This is a genomic window from Lewinellaceae bacterium (assembly GCA_020636105.1).
GTDB lineage: Bacteria > Bacteroidota > Bacteroidia > Chitinophagales > Saprospiraceae > BCD1.
On record JACJYL010000001.1, the window covers coordinates 2,654,608 to 2,674,335 of the forward strand.

Here is a 19,728-nt window from a genome sequence, read left to right on the forward strand (position 1 = left end):
CGATGTGCAAAAGTATTGGGATTATTGGGATTTTCCAAAGTATAGCCGTCTTTTTAGTGGAAACTTGGTGATTAATCTCTTTGCATTTGCAGAAAGACCTCGCTCCGCGTACCTTTGCCGTCATCAATATTTCAGCATCAAAATCAAAATCCATGCATTACGTCTTAATCACAGGAGTTTCCACCGGGATAGGGTATACTTTGGCCAAAGTTCTGATTGAAAAAGGTTTTTCAGTGATCGGCAGTGTGCGGAAAGAAAGTGACGGGGAACGGCTGGAAAAAGAGTTGGGCAGTGCGTTTCAATTCGTCATTTTTGACGTTACGGATGCTGAAGCAGTGAAAAAAGGATTCGAAAAGGTGCAGGTTATAGTGGGTGAAGAAGGTCTTTATGGTTTGGTGAACAATGCGGGGGTCGCAGTGGCCGGTCCGTTGCAATACCTCAGCATGGAATCTTTTGAACACCAGATGAATGTGAATGTCACCGGGCTGATCCGAACCACACAAGCTTTTCTTCCGCTGTTGGGAGGCCATCAAAAAAAGTACAAAAGTAATCCCGGAAGGATTATAAATATCGGCTCCGTTTCGGGAATTATTGCTTCTCCTTTACTCGGGGCCTATTCGGCTTCAAAATTCGCGGTGGAAGCCCTTTCCGACAGTTTGAGACGCGAGTTATTGCTGCACGACATCAAGGTCATTCTTGTGCAACCGGGGCCGATCAAAACGCCTATTTGGAGCAAAAGTTCAGAAATTGATCCCGAACTATTAGAAACGGAATACGCCCCCTTTCTCAGGCAAACCGCCCGACGGACTGAAAGAACAGCAGCAAGTGCCCTTGAACCGGAAATTTTAGCCGAATTGATTCACAAAACCCTGACTATAAAAAATCCACGGGCCAGGTACCTGATCACCGACCGGAAATGGTTCTTCCGACTGCTGCCCCTTGTTCCTGATCGTTGGATCGATAATATGTTCCACAAAAGCATGAAAAAAACGCTGGCCAGGGAGAAGGCTGCGATGGTTTGATGCTGCGATGCTTCATTTGAACTTTGAACATGGAACTTTGAACAGTCTCTTAAAAAACTTAAACAACTTAAAAATTCAACCCAATGATCGAAACGGTTATTTTTGACTTAGGCGGAGTACTCATCGACTGGAACCCGCGGTATGTATATCGGGAAATATTTGAGAATGAAGAACAAATGGAACATTTCCTGACTGAAATATGCGGGGATTCCTGGAACAAAGCCCAGGATGCCGGGCGCCCCATCGCGGAGGGCAACCAACTGCTCATTGATCAATACCCGGAATACAAAACAGAAATCCTTACCTTTTATGAGCGCTGGGTGGAAATGCTGGGTGGCCCCATCCATGAGACCGTCGATATATTGCGAACGCTCCACTCCAATGGGAAAGCCAGATTGGTCGCCCTGACCAACTGGTCCGCAGAAACTTTCCCCATTGCCCAAAGCATGTATGATTTCCTGGGGCTTTTTGAAGGTATCCTGGTCAGCGGAGAAGAAAATCTGGTCAAACCCGATCCAAAAATCTACGAATTGCTCCTGGACCGTTATGACATCAATCGCTCCAAAGCAGTTTTTATCGACGACAATAAGGATAATATTATCGCCGCCAATAATCTTGGGCTGGAAGGCTGGCATTTCACCTCACCACAGCAGTTACGAGGTCAGCTTAAAAAACGAGGTTTATTGTGATTTGGATGAATTGGCGGGCCTACTCCTCTATCATCGCCTCATAAATGGCCTCCCTAAAATCGTAAAACACCTCGCGAAGACTACTCTTGGCATCCGTACCGTAGTTGATCAGATAAGCCATGGTAATATCCTGATTGGGGAAGTAAAACAAATCAGCCGTATACCCAAGATCCCGTCCGCGGTGACCTAATCCGTAAGCATCAGGAGCTCCGTTGAGAAAATCTTTCCTGATGGTCACCCCGTACAGCTCATCTTCACTAAAACTGCCCGTGGTGATCGTCGTCATGATATCCAAAGAAGCTTGTGACATCAAAGACTTTTTGACCAGCAGGGCCTCGATAAACGTTTTCATATCATGGACAGTGGAATAAAGTCCTCCATAACCGTTACCACTTCCTGTATTCAGGTTAGAGAGATTCAGGATGGTTCCGTCGTTATACAGGTCAAAATAACCCTGGGCCACAAAATCCGGCAGGGACTCGTGCCAGTGGTAATAGCTGTTATTCATCCCAAGTGGGGTTAGAATATTGTCGCGCAACAATTTAGCATGAGATTGTCCTGTGGCGGCTTCGAGCACCATGGATGCATACAACAGGTTGGTATTGGAATACTCAACGTCTGTTCCCGGTGGGAAAACGGCGGGCCTGTTGCGAACGAATTTCAACAGCTCTTTGGGCGTCCAGAATTTACCCGGATCGTTCAAAACGGCGAGATAGAAATTGTTATCGGTGATGACATCAAAGATGCCGCTGGTATGGTTGAGCAACTGGCGAAGGGTCACCTGGTCTGCATTTTCGACGTCTTTAATATCTTCGTCAGTCAACCATTGTGCAATGGGATCATCCAGGCCGAGCACTCCTTTTTCAACTTCCTGCATCACCAATACTCCGATAAAAAGTTTCGTAACACTGGCCACTTTGGAAACATGACAAGGTTCCATCGGAATGCCTTTTTCTATGTCAGCCATTCCGGAAGCGCCTACCCATAACCCGGAAGCATCCCGAACGAGAAGGGATATGCCCGGTAAACCTTTTTGGGTGTATTCGTCTATTACGGATTGGAATAAAGTCGCTTTGGGGTGAACGGAACTGGTATCCACAAAATCAATGCTACAACTTTTTGTAGGAACAATTTCATCTTCCTTACAACTGAACAGAAGGCCCCAAAGGGCGAAAAATGTTATGGTTAAAAATATCTTTTGCATGTTTTTTTCTTTTTGGTGGATCAATTTGCCTGCGAAGAAAAGGATTTACCTCCACGGGATGGTCACCCCGATGTGTACATTGGAACTTGGCATCACGGGAACGTATTCATTGATAAACGGCAACTGCAAAGCAAACTGGTAATGCAGGAATACGCGCATCTCATTACTAAAGGTATATCCGGGCCCGAGACTGAATGCCCCCATGAATTGGGGACGACCGGTGTTGGGTAGTTTTTCATAAACCCCTTTATCATTGATCTCAAACTGTCCCCTGTCATTGAAAGCATGCAAATATCCCATCCCCAAACGTGTCCCGATATCCCATGAAGTATTAAAATGATAACGATACCCAATTTCCGAGTACAATTGTATGCCATGCTGGATATAGCGGTGATAAAAATACCCCAGCCGGAGGGTCTGGAACATCTCGTGTTTTGGGCCTTTTTTATAAGTGTATTCAGTACCAAGGGTTAGGCCGGGATGAACCGGAATGCCAAAAACACCGAGTTTTGCACTTCCGGGCAATAAGGTTGCCGTATTAAAGACGGTGACGGTGATCGGAAAACGCTGATTTTGCTGTGCCGGCAGATGGTTCAGGCCGAAGAAAAGAAGCATGGCCGGCAACAGGATCATTTTGTTTTTCATATAAAGGCTTTTGAGGGCAAGAGTGCCAAACGGGAAATCAGGCGCTGATGCCGGATGAAAAATGGCGTCAAGAAAGTCCTGTCGGGTGAAGGTTTATTTTTTAGCAAATTTTGCCAGATGGGTACAGCCGTTTTTTATTCAATCCGAAAGAAAAAAGACGGTGTTTTTATTTTATCACCGATAATTACTCCTCAGACTTCCAATATTTCGCCATGCACCCTTTTTATTTTCCTTAAGATACAACAAGCGGCACAACAGGTGCATATTAGTCTTTTTTCGGCAAAAAAACAATGAGATAAGTGGGTATAAAAAAACTCCATTCAGATATAAAAAAATTTTTTTGGCCCCTATGTTTAAAACGCTTCGGCAATTAATTTTCAATATAAAATTCAATCCAGTATTCTGCGGCTCTGATTGATTTGTTTAACTCCTTTTCAATATCGGGTAAATTCTTTTATTGGGCAAAATATCTTATTGTTTAAACATAAGCGGCAGAACCGCAGAACCTGCCTTACTGCGGCAGCAGGCAAGGTATCCAATATCCAACCCGCCTGCTGACTACATGAAGGCAGGGGTAGAATTCAGAAGTGTTCTTAATCATTCTAATTTTTATTGGTTGTTTAACACTTACTTCTAAGGCCGTAACGGATAATACCCCGATGCCTCCCCTACACACCTGATGGCTTCAAGGACCGCCTGTTGCTGTTCTTCGGAAAGATGGAAGGTGCGTTTTTGTTTTGGGTAATTGATGCGTATTTTTTCAATTTTAGCTTCTGTCAAACGGAAAAACAACTCAAAAGGAATGATCAGGGCATGTTGGTAAACCTGCATATTGATGCGTTTATCAAAAACGCCTTTACTCGGCACATTATAAACGGCTTCCACAACGGTACTGTCGGACATTTTGAACAACACATTAAATCCGGATTCTACCGGCTGGTATTTAAATTCCGGCACTGCGATAGTCATAATAAAAGCATTGATACTATCTGATTCGGTATAAGAAAAGAGCATTTTGGCTTCCTCGATGAGCAGGGGACCGTCCACGGTCTCAAAATTACTGGGCACCAGGTAGCCGAAAGAGACGATCTGTGCCGAAATGACCTTCGTGCTATCAAATTCATCAACGGCATCGATAATGATTTCACATTGAGAAAAGGAGGTATGGTATCCCAATAAAACCAGGGCAAAAATTAAGAAGCGCTTTTTCATCATCGGTATTTGTACTTTAAGAGCGTTTGGCTATGAATCGACCCTGTCCCCTCAACCGAGGGCATGGCAGCGGTTCCATGCAAAAGTACAAATAATGCATGTGTAAACAGAAACCATGCATAAAAAAAAGGGACTGAAAAAATTTCCAGCCCCTTTTTTTGTTTTTGCAGAGAAAGAGAATTACTTCTTACTTCCTTTTACGTTCAAGGTGTAATAGTCTCCATTGGCAACAGCATCTACATAAATATCTCCCACTTCAACCAGGTAGTAGTCCTCTCCAAGTAATACCATGAATAGGTCACCTACGGCAAGTTTCGCAGTTTCTGTCACACTATTTCCAGTATCCCACGCCGCTTCGAGCATTTCCCTTGTGTCAGCGTTAGCAAAGGAGAAATTCTCCACCTGGGCTGCGTCAGGAATTCTCATGGTAGCTCCGTTCACCGGATGGATCTTCTGAATCCAGTTGGTAGCGTTTGGTTGTCCCAAATCAATACCATTATCGCGAATATCTCCGTCTGTATTGGAAGAAGCAACTGCCACGCCTGTATCGAGATCAAGGCTACCGTAATCTGGTCCTGAGAAGTTGTTCAATACCACCGCTGAATAAGATACATTGGTAGGTGTAGTCAATGGCGCAGCAATAGTGATGGCCAAAGAAACTTCTGAGGTTCTTGAAGCTTCATCAGATACTTCAAAAGCGTAGGTCGTTACCTCGCCTACAACATCTTTTGCATTGATCGTAATGTCATAAGTTACATCACCACCACCAACGATCAAAAGAGGGTTGTTTGAAGTCACTCCAACAATGGAAAAGTCGGCGTTGTCCAATTTAGTGGAACCTGCCCAGATGGTAAGCGTTTTGAGGGCCTCATCTCCCTGTGTCAGGGCAACCTTTACGCTGAAAGATTCTCCTGCCTGTAATTCTGCGTCGCCATCAAGGTAACCTGCTTCAGATACAAAACTGATTGATGGTCCTTTTGGGTCTGTTACTATAGGATCTTCAGTACAGCTTGTTACGGTGAATACTGAAAAAAGAATTGCAATGGCTGCAATTTTAGCGAATAATTTGTGCATAACTAAATGTGTTGTTTGATATTTTTCAAAAAATTAAATACAATTTTACATTCAAGACGAGAAACGATTTCATTTTCATCTTTATTGCTTTCATATGACGGAAGAAAGCACCGGGAGTAACAAAAAATTTCGCAAAAATAAACTTTTTTTATATTCCAGGCCTGTTTTAAAAAATTATTACTGTATTTGAGCTTATCGACAAAACGGTTGGCCTACAATAAATGCTGCCCAAAATATTTTACAAGTTCAAATCTTGTTATCTTTGGTAGTATCAATTGCTTCACCTCATTATTATACCTTCAAGCAGGTTTCCCGGGGTAAAACAAATGGCCTGCTTTTCCATTAACAGAAAAACTTACATATGAAGAACTTGATTTTATGGCTTACTTTTTTTTTAGGCACTTCCCTTAATCTCCAGGCGCAGAAACTCATCACCCTGGAAGAAATATGGCAGGATTACACCTTTACCGAAAACAGAGTGCCCGGTTTCAATTTTCAAAAAGATGGCAGACATTATACCCGCACGGAAGACAATAAAGTCCAGCAATACGACCTGCTAAATGGGCAAAATACGGCCACTATCTTCGACCCGACAACCGTTAGCGCGTCTGGTTTTAATGGTAAAATAAATGATTATACCTTTAGTGAGGAGGAATCCAAAATTTTGATCAAATCTGAATCAGAGGCCATCTACAGACGTTCCACCCGGGCCATGTTTTTTGTTTACGACATCATAAAGAAATCTATGGACCCCGTTTTTTCCGACGGGAAGATCATGTATGCCACTTTTAATCCACAGGCAGACAAGGTGGCTTTTGTTTTTGACAACAACCTTTATCTAAAGGACCTCACCAACGAAAGGGTTACCCAAATTACAACAGACGGAGCAAAAAACAAGATCATCAACGGCGCAACCGACTGGGTCTATGAAGAAGAATTTCACTTCAGCCGCGGGTTTGAATGGTCCCCTGATGGCAACCGCATTGCCTTTTATCGCTTTGACGAAAGTGAAGTGCCGGAATTTACCTACACCAATTACCACGACGATACTTACCCGGAATACATCACTTTCAAATATCCTAAAGCCGGAGAAAAAAATGCCGAGGTAACCATACACATCTTTGATTTAAAATCGGGCGTGACCATTCCGGTAGCCACTTCATTGAATGAAGACCACTATATTCCAAGAATCAAATGGACCCAGGATCCTGAAAAACTTTGCGTAACCAGACTCAACCGCCACCAGAATGAACTGGACCTGTTATTGGCTGAAGCCAAAACAGGAAAAACTTCTCTCCTGCTCAAAGAGAAAAACAAATACTACATAAACATTCATGACAACCTCACCTTTCTGAAAAACAACACCCAATTTATCTGGACCAGTGAAATGGATGGATGGAACCATATTTACCTCTACAATATGAATGGTAAGATGGAAAGACAGCTCACCAGCGGCCAATGGGAAGTGACCGAGTTTTACGGCATAGATGAAAAAAAAGGACTGGTGTACTACCAGGCTGCAGAAGACTCCCCGATGGAGCGCCAGGTCTATTCCATGAGCATAAATGGCAAACGAAAGCAAACCATGGCGGGCGACCCCGGATGGAACAGTGCCCAGTTCAGCAGTACGTTTGATTATTTTGTCCTGACTTCTTCTTCCGCCAATACGCCTCCTGTGTATCTTGTTTTTGATGACCAGGCAAGACAGGTTCGTGTGCTCGAAGACAATGTCGATCTTTTAACCAAACAGCAAAATTATGTCATCAACGACGTGGAGTTTTTTGATTTCAAGACCAGCGAAGGGGTGGACCTCAACGGATGGATGATCAAACCGGCTTTTTTTGATGAAAATCGTCAGTACCCTGTATTTATGTATCTCTATGGAGGTCCCGGCAGCCAGCAGGTGACCGACAGCTGGAAAGGGCAAAATTACTGGTGGTTCCAGATGCTGGCCGAAAAAGGATACCTCGTCGTTTGTGTCGATAACCGTGGAACGGGCGGCCGGGGAGAAACATTCAAAAAAATGACTTACCTACAACTGGGTAAATACGAAACCATCGACCAGATCGAAGCGGCCAGATACATCGGCAGTCTGCCTTATGCCGATGCCGACAACATCGGCATTTTCGGATGGAGTTATGGGGGTTATATGTCATCGCTTTGCCTCCTCAAAGGCAATGATGTCTTTAAAGCGGCCATCGCCGTGGCGCCGGTCACCAACTGGAAATGGTACGACTCCGTTTACACGGAACGTTTCATGCGCACCCCTAAGGAGAATCCCAGCGGCTACCACGACAACTCGCCGATTTACTTTGCCGACCAGCTGAAAGGCAAATACCTCATCGTTCACGGCATGGGCGACGATAACGTGCATTTTCAAAACACCGTGGAAATGGCGAATGCGCTGATCGCAGCCAACAAACAATTCGACACCTATTTCTATCCGAACAGAAACCACTCGATTTACGGAGGCACTTCCCGATTGCACCTGTACCAGAAAATGACGGATTTTATTCTGGAAAATCTTAAATCTAAAGCAACCAGACCCGATAGAAACACCGGGCCGGTGCGGGTAGTGCCTCGGGAAGAAATGAAGAAAAAGACAAAGGCTTCTCCGCCACAAAACGAAGGGTCTTCCAATCCAAAGATGAGTCCGAGACCGAAGGTGAAGGATAAATCGAATTAACCAGGGTTGGGATGGAAAATATAAAAATCGATCGTTTACCTGGTTTTAAATAAACCGTTAAACCAGCCTGCTTAACAGAAGCAGGCTGGTAGATAAATTTTAAAAAGCCCGGATTGCTCGACAGCGCATGTAGTTAGCTCCTTTATTACCATAGTAAGCATAACCAGCGTCGAAGGCATATATCCACGCCCAATTGCTGTTAACTTCCGTAGAGGACCAATAGCTTGAGTTACTAAAACCGCCAATAATATCTTTTTGCTGATACATTAGGAAAAGCTCTTGCCGTGAAGGCAAAAACCAATCGTCATAAAGTATTCCATCTACCGTCACCGAATAATCACCACAACGCCTTGCCGCTATTCCTGGTTCACCACATCCATTAAGGATAGCTGTAGTATTGTTACTCCCTATTGAATAACTACCGGCCCCTACATAAGTACCTTCGCAACCCCAGGCGCCCGTAAAATCCCCATTATAGTCTTGATCTGATAGAGCGGCTACCAGCCCATGGTGCCCACTTGCATCCAAATAAAATATGATGCCCCCGGCATAGAAATCCCCTATGGCCAAATTACACGGTCCCCATGTCGGTACGCCATTACAAAATGTAAGTGTCTGACCGTGGCTCCCCGGTGCCACAACCTGCCAGGCACCTCCATTATAATAGGCCATCGTACCATTTTGTGGATTCGTTGGCAGTTCAATTTCATTCGTCGGATCATTATCCGCATCATCGACATTATCGGTGTTATCTGCAAAACCAGCTGGAATACCGGGAAGATTGCTCCATTTCTGCAGCTCATTCGTCGGATCGTTGTCCCCATCATCCACATCATCCCCATCCAAAAGATAGGCAGGAATGCCAGATAAAGTACTCCAGGTTTCAATCTCATTCGTCGGATCGTTGTCCGCATCATCCACATTATCTGTGCCATCTAAAAACCCTGCGGGAATACCGGGAAGACTACTCCAATTTTGCAGCTCATTCGTCGGGTCGTTATCTGCATCATCCACATTATCTGTGTTATCGGAAAAGTCCGCTGGAATACCAGGAAGATTGCTCCATTTCTGCAGCTCATTCGTCGGATCATTATCCGCATCATCGACATTATCGGTGTTATCTGCAAAACCAGCTGGAATACCAGGAAGATTGCTCCATTTCTGCAGCTCATTCGTCGGATCAAGATCACCGTCAGCAGCAGTATGTGTTTCAATAAGATTTTCCAGCGTTAACCCTACCAAATCAACATAGTTTCTTGTTGCAGCATCCTGCTGATCAACCGGATCTCCAAGATTTTTGATATTATTGCCCGTCATCTGCAAATCCCCACCTGCCAATAAGCGCATGCGCTCCAAATTATTGGTTCTGAATGGCAGGTCTTTTGAATCTATATTTCCCAGAAAATGATATTGAGGGTTGTTTCCAGTATTTCCCAACGTTTTCCAATATAAGGTAATAGCTTTTTCGGTCGGATTATTTCCGATCACCTCTCCCGCCGTTCCTGCATGAAATGCGTAAGGCACTGTAAGTAAACGCGTTGTGGATATGGATAAAAATTCATCGCCTTCTTCCAGGGCCATATCCATCCAAACAGAAGTATGGCTCCATGCGATTTTTTCGAATACACCTATGCCAGCCACACCCTCTCCAATAATGATATTAAAAAGCCCCAGATTACTGGTAGTCACATCGTGGATCTCACTGTAAATTACCTTTCCTGACGGGCCTTCCGCCAATAGGCTGATCTTTAGGGTAATGTCTTTATCAGCCAATACCTGACCTTTTGAATCCCGGGCAACCGCCTGAAAGTTCATACCCTGAGGTACAATCTGTGAAAAAACAAAGGAGAAGATCATCAGGCTGAACACTGCAATTGATATTATTTTTTTCATTATGTTTTGTTATTTTTAATGAACAATAAAAACTTAATTTTTTGGACAAAAAATATTCTACTCTCCTGCTTTCAAAACTTTAATACTACTTTCATTTTTTCCCTGCGGATTAACATAACTGATGACATACAAGCCGTCCGGCAGTTGACTCATGTCTAACTTCCAGTAATGCACCCCTGCGGGTAAGGTTTCCTTAACCATCAGTTTGCCGGTAAAATCGAAAACACTCAGGTAATTTATGCCAGCATCCGAATGGCTCCACTTTAAGTAGAGGTCATTACTGACAGGGTTGGGTGAGGCTTGTAAAGTGAACTGTTGAGTTAATTCAAAAAGTTCAAATTCTAATTCGGAAGAATTTTGTTGGTCAACAAATATTTCCGGTTGAATAAAACCTTCTGTCAACTGGCCGAATGCTGTTGGAAGAACTTCTATGCTAAGTTCTCCTACCGACCATTCCAATTGAAAATCACTTACTGGAACAATGCCGCTGCTTACCCCTAACAACCGTTGTTCAACAGTTTGAGCAAGCAACCCCATGGCCGTAATCAATAAAAATATCAGGGTTACCAAGAAGCGCTTTAAAGTGTTACAGGTCTTTTCCATAACTGTTTATTTTAGATTTTTACAAAAGGAGATACCAGCAGAAAAAAGTCAGTCAACCGTATATGCGATTTTTTTTTACTGGTTTACCTGACAAAACTAGGGGGTGTCATGGCAGAAAAAACGGACATGTTTGTGGAAAAAACGGACATGGGGGGGCTGGTTGCTGGTTTGCGGGATGTCGCGCTGATCCAGTTGCGGTCCCGACCTGTCGGTACGGGAACATATTGGTGGTAAGCACTGTCGGGATATCGCTGCGTTCGACTTTGCTCCAGTTGAACCTGCCTGCCTCCTGAAGTTGTCTACCGTATATAGGTAAGTTTATCTTTATTAGGTTAAATTCAATTCAACCCATTTCAGGGTTGTTTGTGGTTTTTCGATAACGCAGCATTTCATACTGCGTTATTGAAATTAATGCCCGTTGGGCATTTTTTTTTTGATAGTATAGCCATTAGAGCATAGGATTTCCGGTATTCGCCTGACCTATTCCCGACAGGGAATCAACCTGCCTGACGGCAGGTATTAATAACAAGGGATGAAATCCAATGATGAGAAAAAAACCATCTTCAACCCCGAAGTGGGTTGAATTTCATCTATTAAACAAAAATCCCCTCTTTTAGTACATGGGTTAGATTTGATTTTACCTGAAATTTTTAATACGCTTGCAAATAGTATCCCGCTTAGAGATTTTCTTGTTGGAAAAATGACTATTGAAAATATTGAAAATTTCAAATCATTTTATAAAAAATACTCGGAAGGCAATTTACCAAAACGGTCTTTGAACAATTGAGAGAAGTATTTCGAATCCCGGAAGCTTACCGCCCAGGCTACATCCTGAACGGTTTTTTCCTGCCGGTCTTCGAGGATCCGGCGTGCTTCCTGCAAACGGACTTCTTTGATGTACTGGCTGGGCGAGAGGCCTGTCAGTGATCTTATTCGGCGGCGGAGCTGGCGGGTGCTGAGAAACAGTTTGGGGGCGAGCCAATCTACCGTGAGCAGGTCGTTCTGCACTTCCTTTTTGACCAGGGTTTCCAGTTCTTCCAGCCAATCGGCCTCTCCCGGGGAGGTTGGGTGGTTAAATCCGGGGAGTTGTAAAACCTCTTCGGTTTTCGTCAACCCTTCCGGAGCACAATCCTCGATATAAGCTTGCCGCTCCCGGTACCGCTCCAATAGATTATCAATACGCACCAACAGTTCCTCTTCCTCAAAAGGCTTACGCAGGTAATCGTCGACCCCGATACGCAGGGCTTTGAGTTTGTCCTGTACATCTGCCCTGGCCGTGAGCATGATCACAGGAATGCGCCGGTAGCGGTTATCTGATTTTAAAACCTCCAGTAATTGGAAACCATCCATCAACGGCATCATCACATCGGAGAGAATGATATCCGGAAGGTTGTTGACAGCCGCCGATGGCTGGGGAGCAGTGGTCGGCTCTGTCAACCTGAGCAAAGCCTCCTTGCCGTTTGCTGCAGTCATTAAGTTGAATTGAGGCTCCAGTATCTGGCAGATATAATGGCTCATGTCAGGATTATCTTCCACCACTAAAATGGTCGGTCGGCTCAGGCGTTCAGCTGGTTGATTTGCAATGGTAACCACCTCCGCAACTTCCCGTTCGGATATCCTCGTTCCCGATTCCATTTTAGCTGCAACACCCACCACATTTCCATTGCTTACATGATTAATGCCCCACAAGTCATTGCTGATGGGCAATGCCTCCCTCTCCATTACATGGCTCTCTTTTTTCGGCCATTCAAAATAAAAGGTACTGCCTTCTTGAAGTTTACTTTTCACCCAAACCTTTCCCTCCAATACGCTGGCAAATTCTTGTACCAAAGCGAGGCCGATCCCCGTTCCTCCCTCCGCCGGGGCATCCGGTCGGCTGGTCTGGAAGAAACGTTTGAAAATATTGGGCAAATCATCCGGGTGTATGCCCTTTCCGTTGTCTGTAACGGAAAGTAATAATGTCTTTTCTTGCTCTTCCAAATGAATTTTTACGCTGCCTCCATTAGGCGTAAATTTCAAAGCATTAGACAGGTAATTATAGACTATTTTCTCAAACTTTTCTTCGTCAATCAGGACTTCCAGGTTTTCGTTTGCCTGATAATCCTGTGTTAAGGAGATTCCCATAACATGGGCCTGGGATTCAAAAGCCGAGCAATAACGCCGAAGCAGTGGGTAGAGCGTTACGGGGGTTTCATGTAACTCCAATTTATTGGATTCCATTTTACTCAGGTCGAGCAGCTCATTGATGAGTTTGAGCAGGTTTTGGCCGTTTTGCCGGGCATTTTCCAATAATGAAAAATCTTTTTCTTCAAGCCGGTTTCTTTTCAAAACCATTTTTACCGGCCCCAAAATCAAAGTAAGCGGCGTGCGTAATTCATGGCTGACATTGGCAAAAAACCGTGACTTAACCTTGTCTAACCGTTGAAGTTCTTCCGTTTGTTCGGAAAGCAATTGGTTTTTATGGAGCACAGCCCGGGTTTGCTTTTCCAGTGCTTTTTTTAAGGTGCGTTTTTGTTTTTGAAGTTCAAAAATCCGGACTTTAAAAATGGCCCATCCGATTAAGATAAACCCTAAGCCTGAGAGTATTAAAAACCAACCTTTGAAATAAAACGGCTTCAACACCTGAATGGGGATGACCAATGGCTGGCTGGAAAATTCCCCGTTGGCCGCCTGTCCTTTTATTTTCAAAATAAAATTCCCATAAGGCAAGCCAGTCAACATGAGGTGATTTTGACGTGAAAAATTCCAGGATTCATCCAGCCCTTCCACCCTATAGGCATAACGGATACGGTCGGATTCGCCATATTCCAACAGGGCAAATTCTACATTTAACATCCGGTCTCCCGGGCGAAGGACTATTTTTTGCGTCTGTTCAAAGCTTTTCTTTTTATTCACCAAACGGTTTTCCAGTTTATCAAACTGTTGTATATCCAGGAGAACCAAAGGAGTATGATTATGTTTTTCTTTGGTCAAAAAATCATGTGGGTGAAAAGTAGTGACCCCGTTCAGGCCCCCGAAATAAAGCTTTCCGCTTTTTGCCTTGTAATGTGAAATTCGATTGAACTCATTGTGCGGTAAGCCGTCTTTCACAAGGTATGCCTTTGACTGCTCAGTAGTTTTGTCGAATAGGATGATCCCATACTCGCTGCTGATCCAAAGGTTGTTATAATCATCTTCGTATATACCATATAAAACATTAGAAGAGAGACCATTGGCTTTAGTAAATTGAGTAATCGAGGCTGTATCCTCTTCCATCAACCTTTCCTCCGGAATTTTCAATAGCCCTCCCCCTCCTGTGGCCAGCCAAAATGTTCCTGACTTATCCTGGTAAATATCATAGATATTGTCATAGGGCAGAAAAAACCGGCCGGCACCTCCCGTCGAATAGTGATTCAATATCTTTTTTTGGTTAACATCCAAAGCATAAAGTCCCTGGGTAGTGGCCAACCAAATTCCACCCAAATGATCTTCGTAAAAAGAATGAATGGAAGCCTTTTTGAGTTCCTCATATCCGGCGTAATCATTAAACAATTCCAAAGTATCCTTTCCAACGTCCATATACGCAAAAGAACCGTTCAGGCCTCCGAACCACATCCTGCCGGAAGTATCCTGATAAATGGCCCAGGTATTAAATTTCGGATAAGCAGCTGGCCTGGGGTAATAATGCAATTCATTCGAACAGGCATCTTTCCGAACAGGACTATCTGCTCCAAACCAAAGGTACCCTGCGCGATCACGATACAGGCCAGCAATAGTCAGATCAACAGGCGTATTCAAAAAATTATCATCGAGTATTATTCCTTCCGGGGTGACCAGGTAAGTACCATGTTGAGCATTAATAAAAATGTTGCCGTCGTCTGCTTCCAAAATTCCCCTGCATTGTACATGGGGGTTCTCCCCGGTGTCTGGATATTTTTTATAGAGCAAATTTTTAAACTTAGAAGGCTTTACTTCAATGCGATAGATCCCTGTGGGTCTGCTCAACCACGCTGCACCGGCGTCATCAAATAGGACGTGACCGGGATAACCTCCCTGATATTCTTCATGAATAAATAGCATCTTTTCTGTATTCGGAAACTTCACCCCAATAGTATGTGGAGACATCCACCAAACGGATTGATCAAATGGATTGATATCCATGCGCTGATACCCCGTTAAATCTTTTGGCCCAATATGTCCGGAAGCATTTCCCGTTAAATCCATTGGATGCGTCCTGCCCAGGGAATCAATGGAAAAAAAATCTACACTTTCCCAAAAAAACCGATTGCCATAACAAAACCGGCCAGCTTTGTCCTCCCCTAATGGATACAGGATTGCCCCTACAGAATGTTTGAACTTTTTCAAGATACTCCCTTCAATATCCATCTCGATCCAGTTGACGGAATCCTCCTCTTTTTCAATACCCCAAAGGGTTTTTCCCTGCGAAATATATTGGAGCGAAAAATTTTGGAGTAAGGGCAAGGTAATTTTTGACAATTGCCCGTGAACATCTAATTTCCAAAGTGCTCCTTGTTTCAATTGACAAAAAATTTCTCCATCAGGAGCGGAAAGACATTTCCTGATAGCCTCTGGTGAAAAGGTAGCATATCTTTCCGACCAGGGAACGACCTCCAATGTATAGGGGTTAAGCAGATCAATAAAATTCCACCCCAATTCCTGACCTTCCTTGGCAGAAAACACCCATAACCAGCCGGAAGGCTCCTGTATGACCTTTCTTATCAGGTTACTTGCAAGACCATTTTTTTCTTTGGTAAACCAGGTGAAGTTGTATCCGTCAAAACGATTCAGTCCATATTCGGTACTGATCCAAATGAGTCCCTGGTTATCCTGAAAAGTTTCGCGAACAAATCGGTGGGAAAGTCCTTCCTCCACACCGTAGTGCTGAACATTTATGACATAGTCTTGCGCCGGCAGGAAGGAGGCACTTGCCAAAAGAAAGAAAAATAGCCCGATGAAAAAAAACTTGGTTCCCAATTTTTGGATTTTTCATCAATAATGGCCATGATAACGGGGTGTCAATTATTTACGTAATTGTTGCGGTCAAAGTTTCATCTTTTGCAAAAATAACAGAACGGTAATATATTGTTTTATCACATTAATAACAAGATTTTATATCAAAAAAATATAGTTTTACCATCCAGATATTAATGGATCCGAAAGTTAATTCGTAACTTGAGTGAATTAGAGATAATTAAGGCGGAACGTTATGAAAGGAGGATCTCCTGGATTAATTTTTCATCCTTTCCAATTTAAGGTTATGCTCATTACCACAACAGATTTCATCCCCGGAGAAGAAATAACAGAAGTACTCGATATCGCCCGGGGCAGTACGGTTCGCGCACGTCATATCGGCCGTGATATGGCCGCTGTATTTAAAAGTATCGGCGGTGGGGAAATTTCAGAATACACTAAATTGATGGCTCAGGCCCGCGAACAAGCCATCAAACGCATGATCGCCGATGCGGAAACCCTTAATGCAGATGCCATTATCAACGTGCGGTTTATGACGTCCAATGTGATGAATACATTGTCTGAAGTGCTGGCTTACGGTACAGCTGTCCGACTAAAGCGTTAGCTTTATCCCTGCTTCATCGCTGTTTTGGCAATGGTGTTCAACAACAGGAAGATGGCAAGAAATAAGGCAATCCGGGCGATCATGTCGCCCCAAATTACGTAAAAGGTGATCTCGTCATTTTTATGCATAATTCCTGAAATGGCTATAGGCACATCATAGGCGGTCTTTTGCAGAATATCTCCCCGCTGGTTGATAAAAGCCGAAGAGCCGGTATTGGCAGCCCGAACAACATCGCGACGGGTTTCTATGGCTCTGAGGGAAGCAAAATAAAGATGCTGCCGGTAACCCGGCGTATCATCCCACCACCCGTCATTGGTCATGACAAAGATCAATTCCGCATTGTGGCCATTCCTGATATAACCGCCGACATATTCTCCGTAAACCGATTCATAACAAATAGCCGGAGCCACTCTCGCTGCACCTCCCTCAAAAATGACATAACCTTCCTGTGTTCCCAACCCGGCAGTAGTTCCGCCCAATTGATTCACAAGTGGTTCCAGGAAAAATAATAATTTTTTAAAAGGAAAAATCTCAGGGCCCGGCACCAGTTTGGATTTTTTATGAATCGGAACCACCCTTGAATTTTGCGACAACTCTATCCCCGCATTATAAGTTTCGAGATAGCGTTCATTGCCGGCTTTGCCGATTTTTCGCGCGTGAGCAGTAAGCGGTTCACCGGGTTCAAAATTATGATAAACATTTGCCCCCATAACGGTGGTAAGCCCGGGATATTTTTTCATAAAATCTCTGACCCGGTTCAGGCTTCGGCTGCCGTTAAACTCGCTGTCTTCGATATAATTTTCAAAACTCGTCTCCGGAAATACCAGGTAATCGGTCAGGCTATCCGTTTTGCTTGCTGCCAACTCGATGAAGTGTTCCACCTGTTGAGGTTCCGGAACGCTAAACTTTTCGAAATGAGGCTCGTAATTAGGCTGCACAGCCACCACATGAACCTCCTCTCCTTTTTCTTCATAACGAACGTACATGATCAGGGAGATCAGGAGCGGTAGAACAATTAGCGCCACAATCTGAATTATATTACGCCTCAGAATCACCCCTTTCTTTTTGTAAAGATCAAGGGACTTAAAAACCAAAATATTCACCACTAAAATCAGCAAGGTCCCCCCAAAGACTCCGGTAAACTCATACCACTGAACCCACCAGGGAACCTGCGCAAAACTATTGCCGAAAGTGAGCCAGGGCCAGCTGAGGTCCCAGTTGAGGTGCATGTATTCAAAACAAATCCAGTAAACGACCAGCGCCACATAACCGAATTTGGGTATGGCCTTTTTGGTTTTATGAAATAACCAAAATGCGGTACTCATCAGCAGGGCATTCGCTATATTGGCAAAAATACCGGGAGGCAGTGCAGCATTGGAGACCCACCAGGTGGTAAGGATATTAAACACAAGAAAAGCATTAAAAGCATACCTGAACACCTTCCATCCCGATCCTTTTGCTTCCGATTTACTCCACTCATCTTCGATAATCAGCAAAGGAACCAGCCCCAGAAACATAAATACGGGTACAGGCAGCAACCCGGGAAAACTGATGGCCAGCAACGCCCCCGTCAACGCAGAATAACCACTATATCGCCAATTGTAACTAAACCCGCGTCTTTCGGTCAGCCAGGCTCTTATCAACACGATAGCCCCCCATGAAGCCGTCAGCAAAAATAAGGGACGATGCCCCCAAAGAAGATCCTTTTCTGACAATTGCCACATATCGTATGCCACATAACCTGTAACCAGGAGCAACATGGCAAAAAGAAGTATTCTTTTCAATTATTTTATTTTTATACCTTTATTTAATATAAGCGGATATCCACAAATTTAAAGATAAATAAATTTCTTATTTTCGGCCTACTTTTTGACCTTAGCACTCATTAAATATGGAACAACCAGCAGCAATAGTCACAGCAGCAGCAGCAATAGTCACGGAACATTTCGATAAAAAAATTTCCCGGGATTACGTATTTCACTCTATTGAACACATAAATGATGTGGTCAAGGCAGTAGTCGAAATTGCTAAGGCTTATGAACTTCCCGAGGATAAGGTGATATTATTGCAATTAGCGGCCTGGTTCCATGATACAGGTTACGACCAGGGGTCTGAAGGCCACGAGGATCGTAGCTGTCAATACGCAGAGGAGTTCCTTAAAGCCCATCATGTACCTGAAGAAGATATCCAAACCATTAAGGCTTGTATCCGGTCTACACGTATGCCTCAAACCCCAATGAACAAGCTGCAATCGATTTTATGTGATGCAGATTTGAGCCACCTGGGCAATGCCTTGTATTGGGATCGCTGCGGGCGGGTGCGGCAGGAACTTTTACTCACCAGGGACACCATTATGACTGATATTGAATGGGTTGACTTTGAACTCAATTTCATGCTCAGCCACCACTACCAAACGGGTGAGGGCGAAAGATTATTCGGAGAACAGAAGAGAAAACACATCAGACAATTAGAAAAACAAAAGCGGAGGCTTCATCCTGAATTAGCGGCTATTATGATAGAAGAAGAAGGTTTGTCTCAAAACAAAAAAAAGAAAAAAAAATCGGCTTCATCCAACGGAAATCCTGAACTCAAGCAAATTAACCTGGGACGTGGAGTAGAAACGATGTTTAGAACCGCCTATCGGACGCACGTGAACTTAAGCTCCATGGCAGATAACAAGGCCAACATCATGCTGAGTATCAACGCGATCATCATTTCCATCATCATTTCCAACCTGGTTCCAAAATTTGGGGACAATCCCAAACTGATCATTCCTACGATTATTTTACTCATCGTGTGTCTTTCAGCACTTTCCCTGGCCATCCTGGCCACGCGCCCGAAAATCACTACGGGAAAAGTAACGATGGAGGATATCAAGATGCGACGTTCCAACTTAATGTTTTTCGGAAACTTCCACGAAATGCCCCTGCAGGATTTTCATTATGGAATGATGGAAATGATTACCGACACGGACTTTCTTTACAGCACACTGACCCGTGACCTGTATTTCCTCGGCATAGTGCTGGCCAAAAAATATAAACTTTTGCATTGGTGTTACGGCGTTTTTATGTACGGGCTCATTGCCGCCGTAACGGTATTTGCCATTGCCTCTTTGTGGCCTTAAC

Annotated in this window: 13 protein-coding genes; 5 read left to right on the top strand and 8 right to left on the bottom strand. The window is 43.9% G+C overall.

The annotated features are described in order from the left end of the window. Positions 1 to 152: 152 nt before the first annotated feature. Positions 153 to 1,022, top strand: coding sequence for an SDR family NAD(P)-dependent oxidoreductase (locus H6571_09990; GenBank protein ID MCB9324052.1), 870 nt, complete (start codon positions 153 to 155; stop codon positions 1,020 to 1,022). Positions 1,023 to 1,105: 83 nt separating this feature from the next. Then, entirely contained in the window at positions 1,106 to 1,711 is a 606-nt protein-coding gene (locus H6571_09995; GenBank protein MCB9324053.1) for an HAD family phosphatase, read from the top strand. 19 nt (positions 1,712 to 1,730) lie between these two features. Here H6571_09995 and H6571_10000 read toward each other — a convergent pair whose 3' ends face one another. From H6571_10000 to H6571_10015, 4 genes are all read right to left on the bottom strand, one after another. Next, entirely contained in the window at positions 1,731 to 2,915 is a 1,185-nt protein-coding gene (locus H6571_10000) for a beta-lactamase family protein (GenBank protein MCB9324054.1), read from the bottom strand. Between the two features lie 45 nt (positions 2,916 to 2,960). Further along, positions 2,961 to 3,560, bottom strand: a complete 600-nt coding sequence (locus H6571_10005; GenBank protein MCB9324055.1) for a hypothetical protein — start codon at positions 3,558 to 3,560, stop codon at positions 2,961 to 2,963. A gap of 633 nt (positions 3,561 to 4,193) precedes the next feature. Further along, the gene (locus H6571_10010) at positions 4,194 to 4,775 is read right to left on the bottom strand and encodes a hypothetical protein (GenBank protein MCB9324056.1); all 582 of its coding nucleotides are present in this window, start codon (positions 4,773 to 4,775) and stop codon (positions 4,194 to 4,196) included. A 177-nt stretch (positions 4,776 to 4,952) separates the two neighbouring features. Continuing rightward, a complete protein-coding gene (locus tag H6571_10015; protein MCB9324057.1) occupies positions 4,953 to 5,846 on the bottom strand; it encodes a hypothetical protein in 894 nt (297 codons plus the stop codon). A 361-nt stretch (positions 5,847 to 6,207) separates the two neighbouring features. On the opposite strand from H6571_10015, the gene H6571_10020 reads away from it, so the two are divergent. Beyond that, positions 6,208 to 8,532 (top strand): S9 family peptidase, encoded by a 2,325-nt coding sequence (locus H6571_10020; GenBank protein MCB9324058.1) that lies wholly within the window; start codon positions 6,208 to 6,210, stop codon positions 8,530 to 8,532. A 99-nt stretch (positions 8,533 to 8,631) separates the two neighbouring features. On the opposite strand, the gene H6571_10025 is transcribed toward H6571_10020, so the two are convergent. The 3 genes from H6571_10025 to H6571_10035 all read right to left on the bottom strand — a co-directional run bounded on the left by H6571_10025 (position 8,632) and on the right by H6571_10035 (position 16,002). Further along, positions 8,632 to 10,425: a DUF1566 domain-containing protein gene (locus H6571_10025; GenBank protein ID MCB9324059.1), complete on the bottom strand. Its 1,794-nt coding sequence runs from the start codon at positions 10,423 to 10,425 to the stop codon at positions 8,632 to 8,634. 57 nt (positions 10,426 to 10,482) lie between these two features. Beyond that, positions 10,483 to 11,028 (bottom strand): T9SS type A sorting domain-containing protein, encoded by a 546-nt coding sequence (locus H6571_10030; protein MCB9324060.1) that lies wholly within the window; start codon positions 11,026 to 11,028, stop codon positions 10,483 to 10,485. Between the two features lie 735 nt (positions 11,029 to 11,763). Next, complete coding sequence (locus H6571_10035) at positions 11,764 to 16,002, bottom strand: response regulator (protein MCB9324061.1); 4,239 nt, start codon at positions 16,000 to 16,002, stop codon at positions 11,764 to 11,766. Between the two features lie 283 nt (positions 16,003 to 16,285). Here H6571_10035 and H6571_10040 point away from each other — a divergent pair, with 283 nt between their 5' ends. Further along, positions 16,286 to 16,603: a YbjQ family protein gene (locus H6571_10040; protein MCB9324062.1), complete on the top strand. Its 318-nt coding sequence runs from the start codon at positions 16,286 to 16,288 to the stop codon at positions 16,601 to 16,603. Positions 16,604 to 16,605: 2 nt separating this feature from the next. Here the strand turns inward: H6571_10040 and lnt are convergent, their stop codons facing one another. Further along, positions 16,606 to 18,387, bottom strand: coding sequence for an apolipoprotein N-acyltransferase (gene lnt / locus H6571_10045; GenBank protein ID MCB9324063.1), 1,782 nt, complete (start codon positions 18,385 to 18,387; stop codon positions 16,606 to 16,608). A 107-nt stretch (positions 18,388 to 18,494) separates the two neighbouring features. Between lnt and H6571_10050 the strand changes: the two genes are divergently transcribed. Next, positions 18,495 to 19,727 carry an HD domain-containing protein gene (locus H6571_10050; protein MCB9324064.1) on the top strand — a complete coding sequence of 411 codons (1,233 nt, stop codon included), beginning with the start codon at positions 18,495 to 18,497 and terminating at the stop codon, positions 19,725 to 19,727. Position 19,728: the final 1 nt, after the last annotated feature.

Excerpts from the sequence above, each read along its gene's own strand:
- H6571_10015 (MCB9324057.1), bottom strand. The coding sequence starts at position 5,846 with ATGCACAAATTATTCGCTAAAATTGCAGCCATTGCAATTCTTTTTTCA.
- H6571_10040 (MCB9324062.1), top strand. The coding sequence starts at position 16,286 with ATGCTCATTACCACAACAGATTTCATCCCCGGAGAAGAAATAACAGAA.
- H6571_09990 (MCB9324052.1), top strand. The coding sequence starts at position 153 with ATGCATTACGTCTTAATCACAGGAGTTTCCACCGGGATAGGGTATACT.
- H6571_10020 (MCB9324058.1), top strand. The coding sequence starts at position 6,208 with ATGAAGAACTTGATTTTATGGCTTACTTTTTTTTTAGGCACTTCCCTT.
- H6571_10050 (MCB9324064.1), top strand. The coding sequence starts at position 18,495 with ATGGAACAACCAGCAGCAATAGTCACAGCAGCAGCAGCAATAGTCACG.
- H6571_10000 (MCB9324054.1), bottom strand. The coding sequence starts at position 2,915 with ATGCAAAAGATATTTTTAACCATAACATTTTTCGCCCTTTGGGGCCTT.
- H6571_10030 (MCB9324060.1), bottom strand. The coding sequence starts at position 11,028 with ATGGAAAAGACCTGTAACACTTTAAAGCGCTTCTTGGTAACCCTGATA.
- H6571_10005 (MCB9324055.1), bottom strand. The coding sequence starts at position 3,560 with ATGAAAAACAAAATGATCCTGTTGCCGGCCATGCTTCTTTTCTTCGGC.
- H6571_10010 (MCB9324056.1), bottom strand. The coding sequence starts at position 4,775 with ATGATGAAAAAGCGCTTCTTAATTTTTGCCCTGGTTTTATTGGGATAC.
- H6571_09995 (MCB9324053.1), top strand. The coding sequence starts at position 1,106 with ATGATCGAAACGGTTATTTTTGACTTAGGCGGAGTACTCATCGACTGG.
- H6571_10025 (MCB9324059.1), bottom strand. The coding sequence starts at position 10,425 with ATGAAAAAAATAATATCAATTGCAGTGTTCAGCCTGATGATCTTCTCC.